General features: G+C 73.8%; 17 protein-coding genes. 9 read left to right on the top strand and 8 right to left on the bottom strand.

All coding sequences use genetic code 11. The annotated features are described in order from the left end of the window. Window positions 1-905 precede the first annotated feature (905 nt). The 6 genes from OIE69_RS23670 to OIE69_RS23695 all read right to left on the bottom strand — a co-directional run bounded on the left by OIE69_RS23670 (window position 906) and on the right by OIE69_RS23695 (window position 9172). Window positions 906-1748, bottom strand: coding sequence for a DMT family transporter (locus tag OIE69_RS23670; RefSeq protein ID WP_326575368.1), 843 nt, complete (start codon window positions 1746-1748; stop codon window positions 906-908). Further along, complete coding sequence (locus OIE69_RS23675; protein WP_326575370.1) at window positions 1745-2230, bottom strand: YbaK/EbsC family protein; 486 nt, start codon at window positions 2228-2230, stop codon at window positions 1745-1747. The genes OIE69_RS23670 and OIE69_RS23675 overlap by 4 nt, the downstream gene beginning before the upstream one ends. A gap of 77 nt (window positions 2231-2307) precedes the next feature. Beyond that, window positions 2308-3927: a penicillin-binding transpeptidase domain-containing protein gene (locus OIE69_RS23680; protein WP_326575372.1), complete on the bottom strand. Its 1620-nt coding sequence runs from the start codon at window positions 3925-3927 to the stop codon at window positions 2308-2310. 166 nt (window positions 3928-4093) lie between these two features. Next, complete coding sequence (locus OIE69_RS23685; protein ID WP_326575374.1) at window positions 4094-6514, bottom strand: SpoIIE family protein phosphatase; 2421 nt, start codon at window positions 6512-6514, stop codon at window positions 4094-4096. Between the two features lie 55 nt (window positions 6515-6569). Next, on the bottom strand, window positions 6570-7358 hold the full coding sequence (locus OIE69_RS23690; RefSeq protein WP_326575376.1) for a hypothetical protein: 789 nt from the start codon (window positions 7356-7358) through the stop codon (window positions 6570-6572). 83 nt (window positions 7359-7441) lie between these two features. After that, a complete protein-coding gene (locus OIE69_RS23695) occupies window positions 7442-9172 on the bottom strand; it encodes a dolichyl-phosphate-mannose--protein mannosyltransferase (RefSeq protein ID WP_392567559.1) in 1731 nt (576 codons plus the stop codon). Window positions 9173-9262: 90 nt separating this feature from the next. Between OIE69_RS23695 and rsmI the strand changes: the two genes are divergently transcribed. The 7 genes from rsmI (at window position 9263) to OIE69_RS23730 (ending at window position 16501) form a co-directional block, all read left to right on the top strand. Continuing rightward, complete coding sequence (rsmI, locus tag OIE69_RS23700; RefSeq protein ID WP_326575380.1) at window positions 9263-10147, top strand: 16S rRNA (cytidine(1402)-2'-O)-methyltransferase; 885 nt, start codon at window positions 9263-9265, stop codon at window positions 10145-10147. Window positions 10148-10337: 190 nt separating this feature from the next. Continuing rightward, on the top strand, window positions 10338-10736 hold the full coding sequence (locus OIE69_RS23705; protein WP_326575381.1) for a hypothetical protein: 399 nt from the start codon (window positions 10338-10340) through the stop codon (window positions 10734-10736). Window positions 10737-10767: 31 nt separating this feature from the next. After that, window positions 10768-11673: a TatD family hydrolase gene (locus OIE69_RS23710; RefSeq protein WP_326575382.1), complete on the top strand. Its 906-nt coding sequence runs from the start codon at window positions 10768-10770 to the stop codon at window positions 11671-11673. Between the two features lie 256 nt (window positions 11674-11929). Beyond that, window positions 11930-13177 carry a ubiquitin-like domain-containing protein gene (locus tag OIE69_RS23715; protein WP_326575384.1) on the top strand — a complete coding sequence of 416 codons (1248 nt, stop codon included), beginning with the start codon at window positions 11930-11932 and terminating at the stop codon, window positions 13175-13177. Between the two features lie 43 nt (window positions 13178-13220). Continuing rightward, window positions 13221-14114: a 16S rRNA (adenine(1518)-N(6)/adenine(1519)-N(6))-dimethyltransferase RsmA gene (gene rsmA / locus OIE69_RS23720; RefSeq protein ID WP_326575386.1), complete on the top strand. Its 894-nt coding sequence runs from the start codon at window positions 13221-13223 to the stop codon at window positions 14112-14114. Between the two features lie 94 nt (window positions 14115-14208). Next, window positions 14209-15117, top strand: a complete 909-nt coding sequence (locus OIE69_RS23725) for a 4-(cytidine 5'-diphospho)-2-C-methyl-D-erythritol kinase (protein WP_326575388.1) — start codon at window positions 14209-14211, stop codon at window positions 15115-15117. 82 nt (window positions 15118-15199) lie between these two features. After that, complete coding sequence (locus OIE69_RS23730; protein WP_326575390.1) at window positions 15200-16501, top strand: acyltransferase family protein; 1302 nt, start codon at window positions 15200-15202, stop codon at window positions 16499-16501. A 9-nt stretch (window positions 16502-16510) separates the two neighbouring features. Here OIE69_RS23730 and OIE69_RS23735 read toward each other — a convergent pair whose 3' ends face one another. Together OIE69_RS23735 and OIE69_RS23740 are read right to left on the bottom strand one after the other, a co-directional pair. Beyond that, complete coding sequence (locus OIE69_RS23735) at window positions 16511-16726, bottom strand: hypothetical protein (protein WP_326575392.1); 216 nt, start codon at window positions 16724-16726, stop codon at window positions 16511-16513. Continuing rightward, complete coding sequence (locus tag OIE69_RS23740; protein WP_326575394.1) at window positions 16723-16998, bottom strand: type II toxin-antitoxin system prevent-host-death family antitoxin; 276 nt, start codon at window positions 16996-16998, stop codon at window positions 16723-16725. Before OIE69_RS23740 ends, OIE69_RS23735 begins: the two co-directional genes overlap by 4 nt. Window positions 16999-17154: 156 nt before the next feature. Between OIE69_RS23740 and OIE69_RS23745 the strand changes: the two genes are divergently transcribed. Both OIE69_RS23745 and OIE69_RS23750 read left to right on the top strand, forming a co-directional pair. Then, a complete protein-coding gene (locus OIE69_RS23745) occupies window positions 17155-18945 on the top strand; it encodes an ABC-F family ATP-binding cassette domain-containing protein (RefSeq protein WP_326575396.1) in 1791 nt (596 codons plus the stop codon). A 106-nt stretch (window positions 18946-19051) separates the two neighbouring features. Further along, window positions 19052-20620: an outer membrane protein assembly factor BamB family protein gene (locus OIE69_RS23750; RefSeq protein ID WP_326575398.1), complete on the top strand. Its 1569-nt coding sequence runs from the start codon at window positions 19052-19054 to the stop codon at window positions 20618-20620. Window positions 20621-20857 lie beyond the last annotated feature (237 nt).

Below are 20857 nucleotides of genomic sequence, written 5' to 3' on the forward strand. Positions count from 1 at the left end.
CGTCCAGAACATCCACCCCTACGACCCCGCCCCCTCCGAATCGTGGGGCGACTGACGGCCGGAGGGGGGTAGAGCGCGGTCCGGGGTTGCCGCACGCGTCTTACCGAACGCCCACGGCCATGGGGGTGGTGGCTGAGGCCCGCGCCGGCTCCGGCACGCTCGGGCCGATGCCGGCGGTAGGGCGCGCGGGCGCTGAGGTGAAAGGCCTGTTGTCGTGTGCGCGTTCCCGCCCTCCCTCAGGCTTCGGCCAGGGGCGGCCTGATGCGGTGCGGTCGGTGTGGTTCCAACGCTGAACCTGGTTGCGAGTCGGCCGCCCGCCGGAGGTCAGGGGTCGTCCCCACATCGGCAATCGTCGTGATCTGCCGCCTGGCGGCCTTCGGCGTCGCCGTGACATCGGCAAAGCCCTGCGAGCACCGGCGGGTGAGGTGCGTCAGCCGTCCCGTGGGAGGTGCCGCCCCCGACCACGGGTGCGTGCACCCCTGCTCGGCCTGCGGCCAGAGGACCCCTGCTGAGGGCAGCTCCCAACCGTGCGGGTAGGGGCGCCCCCCCCATCACCCCCCACCGGCCGTTGGTCGCCTTCCGAAACGGAGGGGGCGGGGTCGTAGGGGTGGATGTTCTGGACGCTGCGGGATATTTGTGTGCGGCACAGACGGCACAACGTGGACCGCCCGCCATGCACGTAAATAACCCAGTCCAGGACGTGCAGCCCCGGAGGCCCCGCCCCCGGCCCACCACGCACGCGCGCAGGCCCGCACCAACCATCCGGGGCAATCGGGAGGGAGGGCGGGGGATGCCCGCCGCAGGCGCAACCAACCCGCACACAACAACCGGGCAGCCCGACGCAGCCGCCCGGCGCAGACGACCCGCACACGACAACCGGCCGCAACCACAACCCCGCCGCACCGCTACGCGTGCAGCATGAGCCCGATCCCCGCCACCACCACCAGCGCCGCGACGACCCGTGCCCGCCCCAGCCGCTCCTTGAAGAAGACCGCCCCGATGACCGCCCCCGCGATGATGGAGGTCTCGCGGAGCGCCGCGATCGGCGCGAGGTCGCCCCGCGTCTGGGCCCACAGGACGAGGCCGTACGCGGACACGGACAGTGCCCCGCCGAGGAGCCCGCGGCCGGCGACCGGGCGCAGTTGCCCGAGGAGCGCCGCGCGGCGCGCCGCGAGGGCGCAGCTCACGAGCAGGACGCCCTGGATGAGCAGGAGCCATGCGACGTACCCCAGGGCGGTGCCGGACGCGCGGACGCCGACGCCGTCGATCACGGTGTAGACCGCGATGGTCAGCCCGGTGCCCACGGCCGCGCCGACCGCCGGCCAGTCCCTGCGGCGGCCGCGCATGCCCCACAGGGCGGCCCCGCCGAGGCCCGCGGAGGCGACGAGGACGCCCGCGGTCTGCAGGGCGTCCGGCACCTCGCCCACGAAGACCGCCGCGAGCAGCGTGACGACCATCGGGGCGACACCGCGCGCGATGGGGTAGACCTGCCCGAAGTCCCCCAGCGTGAAGGACTTCATCAGCAGGTACATGTAGGCCATGTGGACCCCCACCGAGGCGATCAGGTAGGGCCAGGCGTCCGCCGCGGGGAGCGGCGCGAACCCGGCGATCGCCGCGCCGCAGATCGCTCCGCCGCCCCCGACGAGGGTGAACGCGACGAGCTGGTCCTTGATGCCGTGGGCGATGGCGTTCCACGCCGCGTGGGTGACCGCCGCGAGGAGGACGGCCGCCGCTATCAGGGGTGTCACGCGGTGCTTTCGCGGACGTCGGCCAGGGTCGCCCCGGCGTGCTCGACCAGTTCGGTGGGCGCCATGGGGAAGACGGTGTGCGGGGTGCCGGCGGCCGCCCACACGGTGGTGTGGGCCAGCAGCCCCCGGTCGGCGAGGACGGTGGTCCGCGTCCGGTGCCCGAAGGGGGGTACGCCGCCGATGGCGTACCCCGTGGTCTCGCGCACCAGGTCCGCGTCGGCCCGCCGTACCTCCGTGGCGCCGAGGTGCGCGCGGACCCGCTCCACGTCGACCCGGGACGCGCCGTCCATCAGCACCAGCACCGGGACCCCGTCCGCCGTGAAGATCAGGGACTTGACGATCTGACCGAGCTCGCAGCCGACCGCCGTGGCGGCCTGCGCCGCGGTACGGGTCGCGTCGGGGAAGGCGCGCACGGGCACCTGGAGGCCCAGCGCGGTGAGCGCCTCCGCGAACCGGGGATGAGCTGCGGCTGAAGTCGTCATGGCCGCACGCTAGTCCCCGGCGGGGGCGGGGTGCCAAGCCATTTGCGGGCGGGTCACGAAGAGGGTCAGGACGAGGGTCACGAGGAGGCCTTCAGCACCGAGGCCACGATCGGCCCGGCGGAGTCGCCGCCGTGCCCGCCCTCCAGGACCATCCCGCCGGCCGCGACGTCACCGCGGTAGGCGACGAACCACCCGTTGGGCTGCTCCTGGCCGCCGACCTCCGCGGAGCCGGTCTTGGCGCCGACGTCGCCGTAGACGCCGCGCATCGCGCCGGCGGCGGTGCCGCTCGACGCGGTCAGCCGCATCATCGACTTGAGGTTGCCCCGGACGCCGGACGGCAGGCCGCTCTGCGCCTTCGCGAGCGGCCCCTCGATCATTCCGGCGGTCACCAGCCGGGGCTGGCGGAACACGCCGTTCTGCACGGTGGCGGCGATGGAGGCCATGTTGAGCGGGCTCATCTGTATCTGGCCCTGGCCGATCATCTCCTCCGTCATCTCGTCGCCCGGGCCGCCGGGGACGCGGCCGTCCCAGGCGGGGACGCCGACGTTCCAGGTCTGGCCGAAGCCGTAGTAGCGCTGGGCGACCGAGGGGACCGAGGACTCGTCGAGCCGGCCGGCGAGCTTGATGAAGCCGGTGTTGCAGGAGATCGCGAAGTCCCGCTGGAAGGTGGCCGACGGGTCGGAGGAACTCTCCACGTTGTGGAACATCTTGCCGTTGTCGTGGTTCGCGGTCGCCGGGCACGGCGCCGGGGTGCCCGGGGTCACGCCCTTCTCCAGCAGGGCGGTGGCGGTGACGACCTTGAAGGTGGAACCGGGGGCGACCTGCGCGTTGAAGGCGTTGTTGTTGTCGCTCGACGGGTTGTTGGCGAAGGCGAGGATCTCGCCGGTGCTCGCCTTGACCGCCGCGACCGACGACTGGCTGCTGCGCCTGACGGCCTGTTCGGCGGCCTTCTGGACGCGCGCGTCCAACGTGGTGGGCAGCTTCGCGGCCGTGCCCTTGGAGATCACGTGCAGCGTCTGCCCGGGGCCGTCGGCGGCGTTCACCCAGGTCTCGATGCCCGGCTTGCCGCCGGAGAGTTCGGCGCCGTAGCGCTCGCGGAGCTGGGGCAGCACCGAGGCCAGGGAGGGGTAGTCGCCGGCGTCGAGGACCTTGCCGTTGCGGTCGACGACGACCACCGGCGGCGAGGTGGCCTCACCGGTCTCCAGCGACTCGCCTTCCGTCAGTTTGGGGTGCAGCACCGCCGGTTCCCAGTCGACCAGGGGGCGGTGGGTGGTCTCGCCGCGGAAGACGGTCAGGGACGAGGAGTACGTCCACGTGGAGGACTTGCCCTGGTAGGAGAGCGAGGCCACGACCTTGAACGGCACCACGTCCCCCTCGGCCGGGCCCGGCGTCAGCCGTACGCGGGCGACGTGTGCCTGCCGCCGGTATGCCGTCAGGTCCGCGGAGGCCGTCGACGCGTCGTTGGTGAGCGCGCCCGCGGCGGTGGTGTCCCCCTTGGCCCAGGCGGCCAGGAAGTCCGCGGCCGTCTTCTTCACCTCCGCCGCGGTCGGCGGCCCCGTCTCGGCCGGGGCGGCCGCCGCGGAGAATCCGCCACCGCCGGACAGGCTGTCGTAGATGTTGTACGCCCCGTACCCCGCGGTCCCCACCAGTCCCGCTGTCAGCGTGGCGACGATCCCCAGCTTCACACCTCGGCGCATGGCACCGACCCTCCCCGTGGTCCCCCTGAACGTGTTCAAAAAACAGGCGATGCAAGCGCACTCTACGGGAAGGAGGGGAACCTGGGGCGGTCCACCGGGTCACAGCTTCAGCACGCGCTTCCCATGGCCCGGGAAAGTCCGCCGGTCGGGAGCGTCCTGGGGCGGGTCACCATTCCGGCCCGGGCGGGAGCCGCTCCTCGTCCGTGAGGGCCAGCTCCGCCCAGACGATCTTGCCCTTTCCGGTCCTGCGGACACCCCACCGTGTGCACAGCTCCGCGACGATCACCAGGCCCCGCCCGCCCTCGTCGGTGGCGTCGGGACAGCGCGGCAGCGGCGGGCCGGGACCGGCGTCGAAGACCTCGCAGGCCAGCTTCATGTGCCGGACCAGCCGCAACCGCACCGGTCCCGCCCCGTGCCGGACGGCGTTGGCCAGCAATTCCCCGACGACCTGCTCGGCGCCCGCCCGCACCCGGTCCAGACCCCACGCGGACAGCTGCCGGACCGCCTCGGCCCGCGCGCGTCCGACCGCGGCCGCCTCGGCCGGCACCTCCATGCTGAACACGCGGTCGGCGCTGAGCCGGCAGGTCCTGGCGAGCAGCAGCGCGACGTCGTCGTCCTGCCCGCGCGTGGGCAGCAGGTCGACCACCGCGTTGCACAGGTCCTCCAGCGACGTGCCCGGCGGCCGGGTGAGCGCGGTCCGCAGACGCTCCAGCCCCTCGTCGATGTCGCCGTCCCGGGTCTCGACGAGCCCGTCGGTGTACATGGCGATCACGCTTCCCGCGGACAGCTCCAGTTCGACCGAGGGGAAGGACCGCAGGCCCACGCCGAGGGGCGCCCCGGAGGGGATCTCCGGGAAGACGGCCGTGCCGTCCGGGGTGATGATCGCCGGTGGGGGATGCCCCGCCCTGGCGATGGTCAGGCGCTCGTCGATGGGGTCGTAGACCGCGTACACGCAGGTGGCGCCGAGGATGCCGGTGGTGGGCGAGGTGTCGTCGGAGTCCTCGAAGCCCTGCCGGACGACGAGGTCGTCCAGCGCGGACAGCAGCCGGTCCGGGGGCAGGTCCAGCCCGGCGAGGGTGCTCACCGCCGTGCGGATCCGTCCCATGGCCGCGGCGGCGTTGAGGCCGTGCCCCACGACGTCCCCGACGACCAGGGCCACCCGGGCGCCGGACAGCCGGATCACGTCGAACCAGTCGCCGCCCACGCCGTCCTGCGTGTCCGCCGGGAGGTAGCGCCAGATCGTCTCCAGGGAGAACCCGGCGCTCGGGTTGCGGGGCAGCAGGCTGCGCTGCAGCGTCAGCGCCATGGTGTGCTCGCGCGTGTAGCGGCGGGCGTTGTCCAGGCTGAGCGCGGCCCGGCTGACCAGTTCCTCCGCGAGCGTCCGGTCGTTCTCGTCGAAGGGGGTGGGGTTCTCGCTGCGGACGAGCACGGCGACACCGAGGATCTCGTCCCGCGCGTGGACCGGCAGGATCAACAGGCTGTGCATTCCGAGTTCGAGGACCCGCTGCAGCCGCTGTGGGTCCTCCTCCAGCCACGTGCCGGGCTCGGTGTCCAGCTCCGCCTCCATGTACGTCCGGCCGGAGGACAGCACCTCGACGAACGGCGAGTGCGGGGGGACGAAGACGGGGCTGCCGCGCGCGTACAGCGACTCCCGGAAGTCGTCGTGGACCGAGGCGATCCCCGCCCGGTGGAAGACGGGGACGTTGCCGCCCTCCATCGGCCCGAGCCGGGTGAGCGGGGCGTTGCCGAGCCGGACCGACTCCGCGAGGTCGATCGTCGCGTAGTCGGCGAGCAGCGGCACCAGCAGGTCGGCGAGGTCCTGCGCGGTCTGCAGCACGTCCAGGTTGGTCCCGATGCTGGTCGCCGCGCGGCCCAGGACGGTCATGCGGTCCCTGGCCCGCCGGCTCTCGGTGACGTCCACGTTCACCGAGCAGACGCCGGGCAGGCCGTGGCGGACGTCCTCGATCCGGAAGACGGAGAGCGCGTAGGCCCGGTTCCGCAGGTGGTCCAGCTGGCCCAGCTCCCGGTCGATCACCGGGACGCCGCTCGCCAGGACCTCGCGCAGCAGGGACTCGACCTGCTCGGTGTTCGCGTAGAGCGGCGACTCGTCCAGGTGCCGGCCCAGGCGCTCCTCCCGGGAGAGGCCGAAGCGGTCGGCGAGGGCGTCGTTCAGCCAGGCGGTGCGCAGGTCGCTGTCCCAGATCGCCATCGGGAAGGGGCTCAGCTCCGCGGCCGACTCCAGTACGGACGGAGGTACCCCGGCCGTCGAGACCAGCCAGTCCATCGTGCCCGCCGCCCCCGGCAGCCCGGTCACCCGCAGGTCCACGTCCAGCCGCCCGCCGTTCCGGTGCCGCAGCGCGACCGGCCCGGCCCACTCCCGGGTGAACCCCTCCGGCCCGCCCCCCGGCCCGTCCAGCAGCATCGAGGAGGGCCTGCCCAGGACGTCCGCCGCCGCGTACCCCAGCAGCCTGCGGGCGACCTCCGTCCAGCGGACGAGCACCCCGTCCGCGTCGACCACCGCCAGAGCCGCGCCGGCGCTGTCGAGCGCCGACGCCTTACCGGGCACGGTGTGATCGGGGGCGGACATACGTGACATTCCCTCGGGGTTCACGCTAGGTCCGTGGTCGGCCCCCTGCAAACGGTCACCGACCAGGTCGGCGGCCCCGCGACCACCAGCGGCGCTTCCCCTGCTCCGGCAACGGGGCGTCGCCGTCCGGGGCCCAGGTCCGCAGGGCGGCGCGAATGCGGTCGAAGGTGGCGACCGGATGCCGCCCGCGGGCGCCGGGCAGGGCCAGGCCCACGCAGACCAGCCTGAAGCTGTCGCCCTCCACGGGAACAGCCGTGAACACCGGGGCGCCGACGCATCCCGCGGGCAGCTGCCCGGTCCACCGGACGCCGTCTTCCGCGCGGGCGACCGCGCCCACCACCACGGCCTGCTCCCGTTCGCCCCGCGCCCCGACGTCGTGGCCCAGCAGATACGCGGGAACCGGCTCCTCGCCGAGAGCGGCCACGTCCTCCGCGCGGGCCGCGATGCCGTCGGTGATCTCGTCGACGGTCCAGCTCCAGCCCTTGCGCTCCGTGTAGGCGTGCAGCCCGCCGGTGGGCATCACCGCGACGCCCAGGCCGTCGAGCGTGCTCCAGCCCTCGGCGAAGCCGGTCATGAGCAGCTTGTCGGCGGTCGGTGCCGGCGTGCCGAGGTCCGTCCGCAGGGTCAGCTCGGCGATGTCGCTCCGCCGCGCCGGATCGTCGGCCGTCACCAGGAACTGCCGGACGACCTCGCCCTCGTCCGTGGTCTCCAGGAGTTCGTTGAACCAGAAGGCCGTCGCGTGGTGCTCCGCGCGCTGCGCCCGCTGGAAGGGCAGGGTCGCGCGACCGGTGTGGGTGACGATCGCGTCGATGGTCGCGTGGTGGTGAACCGGCAGCTCTGGCATGGCCGGGGAGCCTAGTGGGGGCCTCCCGCGGGTGCGCGGCCGGGGCCGCCCGCGGTGCGGCCCCGTCGCGCGACCGGTGTGGGTCAGATCCAGGTGTCGAGCCACATGCGGGCGCGCCAGGCGTCCATGGGGATCGTCTGCCCGGTGTAGAGCGGGAAGAAGTAGATGAAGTTCCAGATGATCAGCAGCACCAGCGTGCCCGCGCCGACCGCGCCCCACATGCGGCGGCGTTCACTCGCCCCGGGCGGCCCCAGGATCGCGCCGAGCATCATCGCGACCGCGAGGCACAGGAACGGCACGAAGACGACCGCGTAGAAGAGGAAGATCGTCCGCTCCTGGTACGCGAACCACGGCAGGTACCCGGCCGCGATGCCGCAGGCGATCGCGCCGGCGCGCCAGTCGCGGCGGAAGATCCAGCGGTACAGGACGTACAGCAGGGCGAAGCAGCCGGCCCACCACAGCACCGGGGTGCCGATGGCGAGCACCTCGCGGGCGCAGCCGCCGGCCGCGGTGCAGCCGTCCTCGCCGAGCTTGGGGGACTCGTAGAAGTACGACACCGGGCGGCCCAGGACCAGCCAGCTCCACGGGTTGGACTGGTAGGTGTGCGGGGAGTGAAGGGTGACGTGGAAGTCGTACACCTGCGACTCGTAGTGCCACAGACTGCGCAGCGCCGCCCAGGAGTCGGACAGGAAGCCGCCGTCCCCCTTGGCCCAGTCGCGGTCGTAGCCCTTGTCGGTGGTGAACCAGCCCAGCCAGGACAGCAGGTACGTCACGACGGCCACGCCGACCATGCAGATCGACGCCCACAGCCCGTCCAGCCAGAACGCCGTGAGCCGGGGGTGGCGGGCGCCCGCCACCCGGCGGGCACCGGCGTCCCACAGCACGGCGAGGACGCCGAAGAACGCCAGCACGTACAGGCCGTTCCACTTGGTGCCGATGGCCAGACCCAGGCAGATCCCGGCCGCGATCCGCCACGGGCGCAGGCCCAGCCAGGTGAACGAGGCGACGTGGTCGTCCGGGCGGCCCTCGGGCAGCGCGGCGGCGAGCCGGGCCCGCGCGCGGTCGCGGTCGATCAGCAGGCAGCCGAAGGCGGCCAGCACGAAGAACATGGCGACCAGGTCCAGCAGGGCGACGCGGCTCATCACGAAGTGCAGGCCGTCGACCGCCATCAGGCCGCCCGCGAGGCAGCCCAGCGCGGTGGAGCGGAACAGCCGGCGGCCGATCCGGCAGAGCATCAGCACCGACAGGGTGCCGAGCACCGCCATCGCGAAGCGCCAGCCGAAGGGGTTCAGCCCGAAGATCCACTCACCGGAGGCGATCACCCACTTGCCGACCGGCGGGTGCACCACGTACGAGGGGGCCTCGGAGAGCGGGACCGAGGGCGGGGTGGCGAGGATCAGGTCGTTGGCCTTGTCCGGCCAGCTGCCCTCGTAGCCGTACCGCAGGAGCGACCAGGCGTCCTTCGCGTAGTACGTCTCGTCGAATATCACCGCGTGCGGGCTGCCCAGGTTCCAGAACCGCAGCAGGCCCGCGAAGAGCGCCACCAGCAGCGGGCCGCCCCATCCCGTCCAGCGGGCCAGCCGGGAGGCCGCCGCCGGGCCCACGCCGAGCGCGGCCCACGCCCGTGTCCCCGGCTCGGGGAACGGCTGGACCAGGCGCTCGCGCACATCGGGGCGCGGGCGGTCCGCGTAGCCGAAGCGGCGCAGCTGCTGCTGCCAGGGGCTCTGCTCCTCCGCGGCCTTGGGTGCGTCCTCGACCCGGTGCGCATGCGTCGCGGTGTCACTCGTCACCGGGCCATCGTAGGGAAGCCGCATGTGTATGTGCTGAGGACCGGGCCAACCGGGGGTACGCCGCCGTGCCGCGGCAGGCCCGGCCGGGCGTGCGGCGGGTGGGAGACTGGGGCGGTGACTAGCTCCGCAGGACCGGCCGCAGGCGTACTCGTACTCGCAGGGACCCCCATCGGCGACGTCGCCGACGCCCCGCCCCGGCTCTCCGCGGAGCTGGCCGGCGCCGACGTGATCGCCGCCGAGGACACCCGGCGGCTGCGCCGGCTCACCCAGTCCCTGGGCGTGACCACCACCGCCCGGGTCGTGTCGTACTTCGAGGGCAACGAGTCGGCCCGCACCCCGGAGCTGGTCACGGCGCTGGAGGAGGGCGCCCGGGTGCTGCTCGTCACCGACGCCGGGATGCCCTCGGTCTCCGACCCCGGCTACCGGCTGGTCGCGGCGGCCGTCGAGCGCGACATCCGGGTGACGGCCGTCCCCGGGCCGTCCGCCGTGCTCACCGCGCTCGCCCTCAGCGGTCTGCCCGTGGACCGCTTCTGCTTCGAGGGCTTCCCGCCCCGCAAGGCCGGTGAGCGGCGGGCCCGGCTCGGCGAGGCCGCTGGTGAGCGTCGCACCCTGGTCTACTTCGAGGCCCCGCACCGCCTCGCCGAGACCCTCGCGGCGATGGCCGAGGCCTTCGGCGCCGGGCGCCGGGCCGCCGTCTGCCGCGAGCTGACCAAGACCTACGAGGAGGTCAGGCGCGGCACCCTTCAGGAGCTGGCGGCCTGGGCCGCCGAGGGGGTGCGCGGGGAGATCACGGTCGTCGTGGAGGGCGCCCCGGAGACCGGGCCGGAGGAGCTGGACGCCACCGAACTGGTGCGCCGGGTCCGGGTCCGCGAGGAGGCGGGCGAGCCCCGCAAGGAGGCGATCGCGGCCGTGGCGGCGGAGGCGGGGCTGCCCAAGCGGGAGGTCTTCGACGCCGTGGTGTCCGCGAAGCACGCCGCGAACCGGTCCACAACCGGCTAAACGCGGCAGGTTGCAAAGTCCTATCGTGGGAGAGGGAAAAACCTGGACCGCTTGTCGGGCCCCGTGTCACACACAGCCCAAAACTGGCCCAAGAAAGGGCACCCCCGCTATCGCCGGCGCCCGCCCGGGCGTTCGCTGATACAGGGAAGTCCCGCTCCGGACGCTCGTCCGGAGGGCATCAGGAGCTGCCATGAGCGAGACCATCGGAACCGATGGCACGGTTCGTGAGGCGTACGCCTTCGTCTGCATCAGCTGCGGGCGCGGATGGGAGCAGGCGTACGAGATCGAGCACCACGTCGACGCACAGGGCCACGAGACCGTCTGGTACATGGCGGACGGCAAGCGTGTCCCGTCCCCGCTGACCCGGCCGACGTGCGTGGAGTGCGAGAGCCACAAGGTCCGCATCATGCGGGCCGGACAGGTCTCCGATGTCGCCGGGTCCTGGTCGGCCACCGCGGCCGCCGGCCCCCTGCCCGCGGCCTCCGACATGCGCCGGGTGCCCGCCTCGCCCGCCGTTGAGGGAGCCGAGCGCCGCGCACGGCACTGGTCGCCCCGCAACCTGCTGCACCGCAGGAGGGACGCCCGGTAGCCGCCGCGGCCCCCCGCCTAGGATCTGGGGCATGCCCGAGCAGAACCAGAGCCAGAGCCGGCGCCCGAAGAAGGACGCGTCCGCCGCCCCTCCCCTCCCCGAACCGCTCGCGGTCCCGGTGGCGGACTCGCACACCCACCTCGACATGCAGGAGGGCAGCGTCGAGGAGGCGCTGGCGAAGGCGGCGTCCGTCGGCGTGACGACCGTGGTCCAGGTCGGCTGCGACGTCGACGGCTCCCACTGGGCGGCGCGCACCGCCGGGGCGTACGACGCGGTCTGGGCGGCGGTCGCCCTGCACCCCAACGAGGCCCCCAGGATCGTCCACGGCGACCCGGACAATTGGTCCCGGCAGGGGGTCCGGGAGGCGGGCGGCCTGCCCGCGCTGGACGCCGCCCTCGCGGAGATCGACGCCCTCGCCGCGCTGCCCCAGGTGCGCGGCGTGGGCGAGACAGGACTCGACTACTTCCGCACCGGGCCCGAGGGCGTCGAGGCCCAGCAGTACTCCTTCCGCCGCCACATCGACATCGCCAAACGGCACGGCAAGGCCCTGGTCATCCACGACCGCGAGGCCCACGCCGACGTGCTGCGCATCCTCGACGAGGAGGGCGCGCCCGGCACCGTCGTCTTCCACTGCTACTCCGGCGACGCGGAGATGGCCAAGCTCTGCGCCGACAAGGGCTACTACATGTCCTTCGCCGGCAACGTCACCTACAAGTCCGCGCAGGACCTGCGCGACGCGGTCGCCGTCGCCCCCGCCGAGCTGCTCCTGGTCGAGACGGACGCGCCCTTCCTCACCCCCGTCCCGCACCGCGGCCGCCCCAACGCGCCGTACCTGATCCCGGTCACCGTGCGGGCCATGGCCGCCGTCCGGGGAGCCGCGGAGGACGAGCTGGCCGCGGCCGTCGGGGCCAACACCGCCCGCGCCTTCGGCTACTGACGACGCGTCGCGGGCGCACCGTGCGCGTCGCGCGGTCGGCGTAACGCCGGGTGTCCGATTCCGGACCCCCGGTGGGGCGCGGCGGCGGCCGCCGGGGGCGGGGCGGGGTGCGCTGACCACGGGCGCGAGGCCCGGCGCGGGGTGCGGCGCGGGGTCCTCGTTCGGCGACACGGCGTGACCGGACGGCTTGGGAGAGTGGTGAATCCTCCGCTATGGTCCCGGTTCGGTCTGAATCGGACCGGGCCGGAGGTACGCCGTGAGCAAGTTCAGCAACGCGGGCACGACGCGGGCCGGAACGCGGTCCCACGCGGACGGCCCCCACCGCGGGTCACCGGGCACCGCCCCCGCCGCCGAGGACGCCGAGCCTCGTCCGGGGCGCGCGGCCGCCCGGCGCAGGCGCGCCGCTCGGCGCCCCGCCGCGCTGAGCAGGCTGCTGCCCCAAGCCCTGGTCGTCGCCTTCCTGGCGGGCGGCAGCACGGCCTACCTGGCCGGCGGCAAGGCCGTACAGCTCAGCGTGGACGGCCGGCCGCGCGCTCTGCACACCTTCGCCGGGAGCGTCGAGGAACTGCTGCAGCGCCAGGGCGTCGAGGTCGGCGACCACGACATCGTCGCCCCCGACCCCGGCGCGGCGCTGCAGGACGGCGACACCGTCGCCGTCCGCTTCGGCCGCCCGGTCGCGCTCACCCTCGACGGCAGGCCACGGCGGATCTGGACCACGGCCGGCACCGTCGACGGCGCCCTGCGCCAGCTGGGCGTGCGCGCGGACGGCGCATATCTGTCCGCCTCCCGCGGCGAGGCCATCGGGCGGCACGGGCTGGAGCTGGACGTCCGCACCGAACGGCAGGTGACCTTCCTCGTCGACGGCCGCGAACGGCCGGTCCGCACCAATGCCGCAACCGTCGGAGAGGCGCTGCGCGACGCCGGCATCGCGATGCGCGGCCTCGACGCCACCTCCGTCGACCCCGACAGCTTCCCCCGCGAGGGCCAGACGATCTCCGTCAAGCGCATCCGCCGTCACGACGAGGTCCACGAGGAGCCGGTGCCCTTCCGCGTCGAGCGGACAAAGGACCCCTCGCTGTTCGAGGGCACCACCGCCGTCGACCGCCGGGGCAGGAACGGGCTGCGCCGCGTCACGTACGCGTACCGCACGGTCGACGGGGTCCGGCAGAAGCCGCGCCGCATCGCCGAGGAGGTGCTGCGCAAGCCCGTGCGGCAGGTCGTGCGCGTCGGCACCAAACCGCTCCCCCGCAGCGTCGAGGGCGCCGACCACCTCAACTGGAAGGCGCTCGGCCAGTGCGAGGCGGGCGGCCGGCCCAACGCGGTCGACGCCTCCGGCACCTACGGCGGCCTCTACCAGTTCGACCAGCGCACCTGGCGCAACCTGGGCGGCCGCGGCCGTCCCCAGGACGCCTCGGCCAAGGAGCAGACCTACCGCGCCAAGCGCCTGTACATCCAGCGCGGTGCCGGCCCCTGGCCGGTGTGCGGCCGCAAGCTCCACTCGTAGTCCGTCCGGCGGAGGCCCCGCCGGGCCCGGATACCCTTGAGCGGTGAGCACCACCGACCACTCCGGTCCCGCCGACGACGCCCTGCTCGGCCCCGCCGACATCCGTGAGCTGGCCGCCGCGCTGGGCGTCCGCCCCACCAAGCAGCGCGGCCAGAACTTCGTCATCGACGCGAACACGGTGCGCCGCATCGTGCGCACCGCGGACGTCCGGCCGGACGACGTGGTCGTCGAGGTCGGCCCGGGGCTCGGCTCGCTCACGCTGGCGCTGCTGGAGGTGGCGGAGCGCGTCACCGCCGTGGAGATCGACGACGTGCTGGCCGCGGCCCTCCCCTCGACCGTCGCCGCCCGCCTGCCGGGCCGGGCCGGCGGCTTCGCGCTCGTGCACAGCGACGCCCTGCGCGTCGAGGAGCTGCCCGGCCCGCCGCCCACGGCCCTGGTGGCCAACCTGCCGTACAACGTGGCCGTCCCGGTGCTGCTGCACATGCTCGCGACCTTCCCGAGCATCGAGCGCACCCTGGTCATGGTGCAGTCCGAGGTCGCCGACCGGCTGGCCGCCGGCCCCGGCTCCAAGGTGTACGGGGTGCCCTCGGTGAAGGCCGCCTGGTACGCGGAGGTGAAGCGGGCCGGTGCCATCGGCCGCAACGTCTTCTGGCCCGCCCCGAACGTGGACTCCGGGCTGGTCTCGCTGGTCCGCCGCAAGGAGCCGCTGCGCACCACCGCGTCCCGCGAGCAGGTCTTCGCGGTCGTGGACGCCGCCTTCGCGCAGCGCCGCAAGACGCTGCGGGCCGCGCTGGCCGGCTGGGCGGGCTCGGCCGCCGCGGCCGAGGAGGCGCTGGTGGCCGCCGGCGTCTCGCCGCAGGCGCGCGGTGAGGCGCTGACCGTGGAGGAGTTCGCGGCGATCGCCGAGCACGGCGGGGGCGGCACCTCCCTGCGGTAGCAGAGGGCACAATGGGGGCGCCGCCGTGCCCGGCGCGCCCGTCCCCGGACGTGTCGCGCGCCGCACGACCCCCGCACCGAGGAGAACCGCGCCAGTGACCCGCCGCCCCGCGTCCGTGACCGTCCGGGTCCCCGCCAAGGTCAACGTCCAGCTCGCGGTGGGCGGGCCCCGCACCGACGGCTTCCACGACCTGGCGAACGTCTTCCTCGCCGTCGGCCTGTACGACGAGGTCACCGTCACCCCTGCCGAGGAGCTGCGGATCACGGTCGCCGGACCGGACGCCGGCCAGGTCCCGGCGGACGCGAGCAACCTCGCCGCCCGCGCCGCCGTCGCGCTCGCCGCGCGGCACGGCCTGGAGCCGCGCGTCCACATCCACATCGTCAAGGACATCCCCGTCGCGGGCGGCATGGCCGGCGGCAGCGCCGACGCGGCGGGCGCCCTCGTCGCCTGCGACGCGCTGTGGGGCACCGGCGCGAGCCGCGAGGAACTGCTCGCGATCTGCGCCGAGCTCGGCAGCGACGTCCCCTTCAGCCTGGTGGGCGGCGCCGCCCTCGGCCGGGGCCGCGGCGAGCTGCTGGAGCCGCTGGAGACCGGCGGCACCTTCCACTGGGTCTTCGCCGTCGCCGACGGCGGCCTGTCCACCCCCGAGGTCTACCGCGAGTGCGACCGGCTGCGCGGCGACGCGGCGGTGCCGGAGCCGGAGGCGTCCCCGGCCCTGCTCGAGGCGCTGCGCACCGGTGACGCCGTCGCCCTCGCCGCCTCCCTGGCGAACGACCTGCAGCCCGCCGCGCTGTCCCTGCGGCCCTCGCTGGCCGCGACCCTCGCCGCGGGCGCCGAGGCCGGCGCCCTGGCCGCCCTGGTCTCCGGCTCCGGGCCCACCACCGCCTTCCTCGCCAAGGACGCCGAGTCCGCGCACGCCGTCGCCGTCGCCCTCGCCGCCTCCGGCACCTGCCGCACGGTCCGCGTCACCACCGGCCCCGCGCAGGGCGCGACACTGGTCTGAGTAGCCGTACTCACCCGATTCCGGGGCGAGTTGAGTAGGGCGGGCCTGACGGAGCGGCGCCCCGGCGCGGGATCGTGCCGCCATGGGGATGACAGCCGGAGAGGCGGCCGCGGCCACACCCGCGGGCCGGGACCGTTACGTGGACTTCCTGCGGGTGGCGTCGCTGGCCACGGTCGTGCTGGGGCACTGGCTGATGGCGGCGGTGACCACCGGGCCCGGCGGGGGCGTCGAGGTCGGCAACCTGCTGGCGGTGCGCCCGGCGCTGCAACCGCTGACCTGGGTGCTGCAGGTCATGCCGGTGTTCTTCTTCGTCGGCGGCTTCTCGCACGCGCTCTCGTACCGCTCGGTGGCGCGCTCCGGCGGCGGGTACGCGGACTTCCTGCGGGCCCGGCTGCGCCGGCTGCTGCGGCCGACGATGCTGTTCGTCGCGGTGTGGGGCGCGGGAGCGCTGCTGCTGCCGGTGCCGGACGTGGCGGCGCGGCTGGTGGCGCAGCCGCTGTGGTTCATCGGGATCTACCTCGGCATGGTGGCCTTCACCCCGCCGCTGCTGCGGCTGCACGAGCGGTACGGCTGGGGCGCCTTCGCCGCGCTGTCGGCCGGCGCGGTCGCGGTGGACGTACTGCGCTTCGCCCTCGGCGTGCCCTACGTGCCGTTCCTGAACTTCGCCTTCGTCTGGCTCGCGGTGCACCAGCTGGGCTTCCTGCGCGCCGACGGCCGGCTCCGGCTCCCCGCGGCCCTGGCCGCCTGCGGGCTGGCCGGGGCGGTCGCGCTGGTGGCGCTCGGGCCGTACCCGCTGTCCATGGTGGGCATGCCCGGCGAGCGGATCTCGAACATGGCGCCGCCCACGCTCGCCCTGCTCTGCCACGGTGTGTGGCTGGTCGGCGCGGTCGAACTGCTGCGGCGCCCCGCCGCGCGCCTGCTGGAGCGCCCGCGCGTGTGGCGCGGCGTGGTCGCCGCGAACGGCATCGCGATGACGGCCTTCCTCTGGCACCTCACGGCCATGCTCGCCGTGTACGGCGCGCTGATCTCGCTGGGCGGCCCGCTGCCCGCCCCGGCCGGCGCCGCCTGGTGGGCGCAGGTGCCGCTGCGCGTGGCGGCCGCGACCATCCTCACCGCCGCCCTGGTCGCCGTCTTCCGCCGCGCCGAACGCCCCCCGGCCCCGCGCCCCTCCCAGGCGCCGTGCCCGCTCTCCGGCCCCGGTGCCGCGTTCGGCGTCGCCCTCGCGCTGCTGGGCGTCCTCGGCCTGTCCGCCGTCGGCTTCGGCGGCCTCCTCGACGGCCACTCGGCCACCCTGATCGCCTTCCGCGTCACGGCCCCGGCCGCCGTCCTCATGGCCGCCGCCGGCTGGGCCCTGGTCGAAAGGGCGGGCCGCGTCAGGCCGTGACACCGGCCGTCAGCCCACCCGGCCGACCTTGAGGACGAGCACGGTGACGGTCTCGGCGTCGGGCCGGTACCCGGAACCTCCCGGGGCGCGCGCCGTCGAAGTACGCGGTCCCCGGGCCAGGTCCCGGACGGCAGCCGCGCACGCCTTCGCACCCACCGGATCGAGGAGGCGCAGGCGGCGGAACTCGGCCATGGCCTGGTGCTGCCGGACGACGGTGTGGGTCACGAGGCATCGGCCTGACGATCTTCGTCCTCCAACCGGGCCATGAACGCGTCGTGCGTCATCGCAGGACCGGTGGGAGCCGATGCGCGGGCCGCCGCCTCGGCCGCGTCCGCCGCATCGCGCAGACGCTGCAGTTCCTCGAGTTCGCCTATCGGGATGAGCGCGGCGGCGGGTTTGCCGTACTCGCTGATCAGGATGTGTTCATGCCCGTGCCGGACTCGGCCGACGAGCTGCCCGAGCTGGTTGCGCGCTTCCACGAGCGGATACATGTCCATGGGAAAACCGTACAGACCTGCGGCTGTGTACGGTTGGCGATTCACCTGTGGTGGGCGAGCCCACCCGCACGGGTGCCCGCGGGGGGCGGCCGGGCTCGGGGCGTGCGGGCGCCGCACTACCCTGGGAGGTCGTTCTTTCGTAGCGACAGGAGTCCCATGGCCGTCAACCTGGTCAACGTCGAGTCCGTCAGCAAGGTGTACGGAACGCGCACCCTGCTGGACGGGATCTCGCTCGGCGTATCGGAGGGCGACCGCATCGGTGTCGTCGGCCGCAACGGCGACGGGAAGACGACCCTGATCCGCATGCTGGCGAAGCAGGAGGGGCCGGACACCGGGCGGGTGACGCACACCTCGGACCTGCGGCTGGGCGTGCTGACGCAGTACGACAGCCTGGACCCGCAGGCCACCGTCCGGCACGAGGTGGTCGGCGACCGCCCGGACCACGAGTGGGCCGGCGACGCCAGGATCCGGGACGTGCTCACCGGGCTCTTCGGCGGGCTGGACCTGCCCGGCTTCCCGCAGGGGCTGGACACGGTGATCGGACCGCTGTCCGGAGGCGAGCGCCGGCGGATCGCGCTGGCGAAGCTGCTCATCGCCGAGCAGGAGCTGCTCGTGCTCGACGAGCCCACCAACCACCTGGACGTCGAGGGCATCGCCTGGCTGGCGCGCCACCTGCAGACGCGCCGCTCGGCCCTGGTGTGCGTGACCCACGACCGCTGGTTCCTGGACCAGGTCTGCACCCGCATGTGGGACGTGCAGCGCGGTGACGTCCACGAGTACGAGGGCGGCTACAGCGACTACGTCTTCGCCCGCGCCGAGCGCGAGCGGATCGCCGCGACCGAGGAGGTCAAGCGGCAGAACCTGATGCGCAAGGAGCTGGCCTGGCTGCGCCGCGGCGCCCCCGCCCGCACCAGCAAGCCGCGCTTCCGCATCGAGGCGGCCAACGAGCTGATCGCCGACGTGCCGCCGCCGCGCGACAACGCCGAGCTGATGAAGTTCGCCACGACCCGGCTGGGCAGGACCGTCTTCGACCTGGAGAACGTGACCGTCCAGGCCGGGCCCAAGGTGCTCCTGAAGCACCTGACCTGGCAGCTGGGCCCCGGCGACCGGGTCGGTCTGGTCGGCGTCAACGGCGCGGGCAAGACGTCCCTGCTGCGGGCGCTCGCGGACGCCGCCGTCAGCGAGGGCGAGAAGCAGCCCGCGGCGGGCAAGGTGGCGGTCGGCAAGACCGTGCGGCTGGCCTACCTGTCGCAGGAGGTCGCCGAACTCGACCCGGCGCTGCGGGTGCTGCAGGCGGTGGAGTCGGTGCGCGGCCGGGTCGACCTCGGCAAGGGCCGGGAGATGACTGCGGGTCAGCTCTGCGAGAAGTTCGGGTTCACCAAGGAGAAGCAGTGGACCCCGGTCGGCGACCTGTCCGGTGGCGAGCGGCGCCGGCTGCAGTTGCTGCGGCTGCTGATGGACGAGCCCAACGTGCTCTTCCTCGACGAGCCCACCAACGACCTCGACATCGAGACCCTGACCCAGCTGGAGGACCTGCTCGACGGCTGGCCGGGCTCGATGGTGGTCATCTCCCACGACCGCTACTTCCTGGAGCGCACCACCGACCGCACCTTCGCCCTGCTCGGCGACGCGACGCTGCGCATGCTGCCTCGCGGCATCGACGAGTACCTGGAGCGGCGCCGCGCGGCCGTCGAGGCCGCCACCCCCGCGCCCGCCCCGGCCAAGCCCAAGGGCGGCGGCGACAGCCGCGCGGCCAAGAAGGAACTGCAGCGCATCGAACGGCAGCTGGACAAGATCGGTGAGAGGGAGTCGAAGCTGCACACCGCCATCGCCGACAACGCCACCGACTTCGAGAAGGTGGCCGAACTCGACCTGGAGCTGCGGTCGCTGGCCGCCGAGCGCGAGGAACTGGAGATGCGCTGGCTGGAGCTGGCGGACGAGGTGTAGCAGTGCCGTAACGGTCCTTCGGCGCGGGGGCGGAACGGTGCGTCACCGGTGATACAAAGAGTGTCACCGTCCGCCCCGCACACTTGTGCCCGAAAGGTGCCCGCTGATGTCGCAGCCGCCGCCTCCCCCCGGCGACCAGCCCGGATTCGGGCCGCAGCCGCCCCAGTACGGTCAGCCGCACCAGCAGCCGAACCCCTATGCCCAGCCGCCGACGCAGCCGCAGGGCCGGCAGCCGCCGCCCCCGCCGCCGGGCCCGTACGGCCCCAACCCGTACGCCCAGGCGCCGACCCAGCCCCTTCCCGGGTACGGCTACCAGCCGTACCCGCAGTACCCGCAGCCGCCGAAGCGCGGCAACGGCAAGGTGGCCGGGATCGTGGCGGCGGCGATCGCGGCGGTCCTGGTGGTCGGCGCGGGGGTCTTCCTGGTCGCGAACGGTGGCGACGACGAGCCCTCGGACACCCCGTCGAAGGGCGGCAGCACCCGGCCGGCCGGCGACGGCCCGCTCAAGGCCCGCGCGCTGTGGGACAAGAGGGCGGTGCGTCCGTCCAAGGCCGAGATCACCGCCCCGGTGGCGGAGGCCTGGTTCACCGGAGACGCGGTCGTCAAGACGATGCCGGACGCGCTGCGTTCCTTCGACATCGACAGCGGCAAGGAGAACTGGTCGATCCCCCTGTCCGGCGACTCCTGCCCGGGGCCGGAGTCGGCGGTGAACGACCGCCTGGTGCTGCAGTACGGGACGGACTGCGACAGCGTGATCGCCGTCGACATCGCCCAGGGCAGGAAGCTGTGGGCGAAGAAGCTGCCCAGCCCGAACGGCCGGACCTCGCACAGCTACTCGCAGATCGCGCTCACGGGCGACACGGCGGCCGTCTCCTGGATCGGCGGTTCGGTCGCGTACAGGATCAGCACCGGTGCGGTGCTGTGGACGCCCAAGGCCGGTTCGGAGTGCACCGACAAGGGCTACCACGGCGGCGCCGTGCTCGTCGCGGTCGTCGAGTGCGGCGGCTTCGGCGGTGACGAGTACGTGCAGGGCCTGGGCGAGGGCGGCGCCAAGAAGTGGTCCTGGCAGGTGCCGAACGGCAGTGAGGTGTACAGCGTCATCTCCACGGACCCGGTGGTCGTGGGGCTGTCGGCGGGCAGCCTGTCGATGACCGACATCGTGTACCTGGACGGCGGCAGGATGAGGAGCCGCATCTCGCTGGGCGCGGGCGGGGCCGACGCCACGTACCGGATCCACTGCGAGGACAACCGGTGCACCAACGTCGCCGTCGACGGCACGACCATCTACCTGCCCACCAAGACCCATTCGGGCAGCGGCACCTCCTACTCGCAGACCAACGAGATCGCCGCGCTCGACCTCGCCACCGGCAAGCCGAAGTGGCTCGCCAAGCCCGACCAGGACCGCGAGGTCAAGGTCGTCGGGATCAGCGGCGGCAAGGTCGTGGCCTACCAGAAGAACACCTACGACAAGCCGGGCCGCCTGCTGCGGCTCGACCCCGCGACCCACAGGTTCACGCCGTTCATGGAACTGCCGGAGAGCGGCAAGGACCTGGAGAACGACTTCCTCGACAGCGACTCGGGCTGGTGGCTGTACAAGGACCATTTCTTCCTGACCTCCGACCACATCTCCGCCTCGGCCAACCTGACGGACCGCTCCATCGCCGCCTTCGGCTGACCGTGCCGGCGGGAGGCGGTGCGCGGGCCGCGCAAAAAAGCACACCCGGTCCAAAGTCGGCCATGTTTGGAGATAATGCGGATTTAGGGAGGCTCCTGCCGAGTAGGGGGCGCAAAGCGTCGAACAAGCGTGTACCTTCCCGGGCATGGCCCGGGCCCGCCGCGGGGGCACAGGCGGTATGCCGGACGGGCTTCGCCACGGCATGTGAAAGGGGACCGGCTTGGACTCGGTGGGCAG

The organism is Actinacidiphila glaucinigra (assembly GCF_035918135.1).
Classification (GTDB): domain Bacteria; phylum Actinomycetota; class Actinomycetes; order Streptomycetales; family Streptomycetaceae; genus Actinacidiphila; species Actinacidiphila glaucinigra.

Coding starts and splice junctions, on each gene's coding strand:
- OIE69_RS23695 (WP_392567559.1), bottom strand. CDS start 9,172: ATGCGGCTTCCCTACGATGGCCCGGTGACGAGTGACACCGCGACGCAT.
- OIE69_RS23705 (WP_326575381.1), top strand. CDS start 10,338: ATGAGCGAGACCATCGGAACCGATGGCACGGTTCGTGAGGCGTACGCC.
- OIE69_RS23675 (WP_326575370.1), bottom strand. CDS start 2,230: ATGACGACTTCAGCCGCAGCTCATCCCCGGTTCGCGGAGGCGCTCACC.
- OIE69_RS23745 (WP_326575396.1), top strand. CDS start 17,155: ATGGCCGTCAACCTGGTCAACGTCGAGTCCGTCAGCAAGGTGTACGGA.
- OIE69_RS23710 (WP_326575382.1), top strand. CDS start 10,768: ATGCCCGAGCAGAACCAGAGCCAGAGCCGGCGCCCGAAGAAGGACGCG.
- OIE69_RS23740 (WP_326575394.1), bottom strand. CDS start 16,998: ATGGACATGTATCCGCTCGTGGAAGCGCGCAACCAGCTCGGGCAGCTC.
- OIE69_RS23690 (WP_326575376.1), bottom strand. CDS start 7,358: ATGCCAGAGCTGCCGGTTCACCACCACGCGACCATCGACGCGATCGTC.
- OIE69_RS23685 (WP_326575374.1), bottom strand. CDS start 6,514: ATGTCCGCCCCCGATCACACCGTGCCCGGTAAGGCGTCGGCGCTCGAC.
- OIE69_RS23680 (WP_326575372.1), bottom strand. CDS start 3,927: ATGCGCCGAGGTGTGAAGCTGGGGATCGTCGCCACGCTGACAGCGGGA.
- OIE69_RS23750 (WP_326575398.1), top strand. CDS start 19,052: ATGTCGCAGCCGCCGCCTCCCCCCGGCGACCAGCCCGGATTCGGGCCG.
- OIE69_RS23730 (WP_326575390.1), top strand. CDS start 15,200: ATGGGGATGACAGCCGGAGAGGCGGCCGCGGCCACACCCGCGGGCCGG.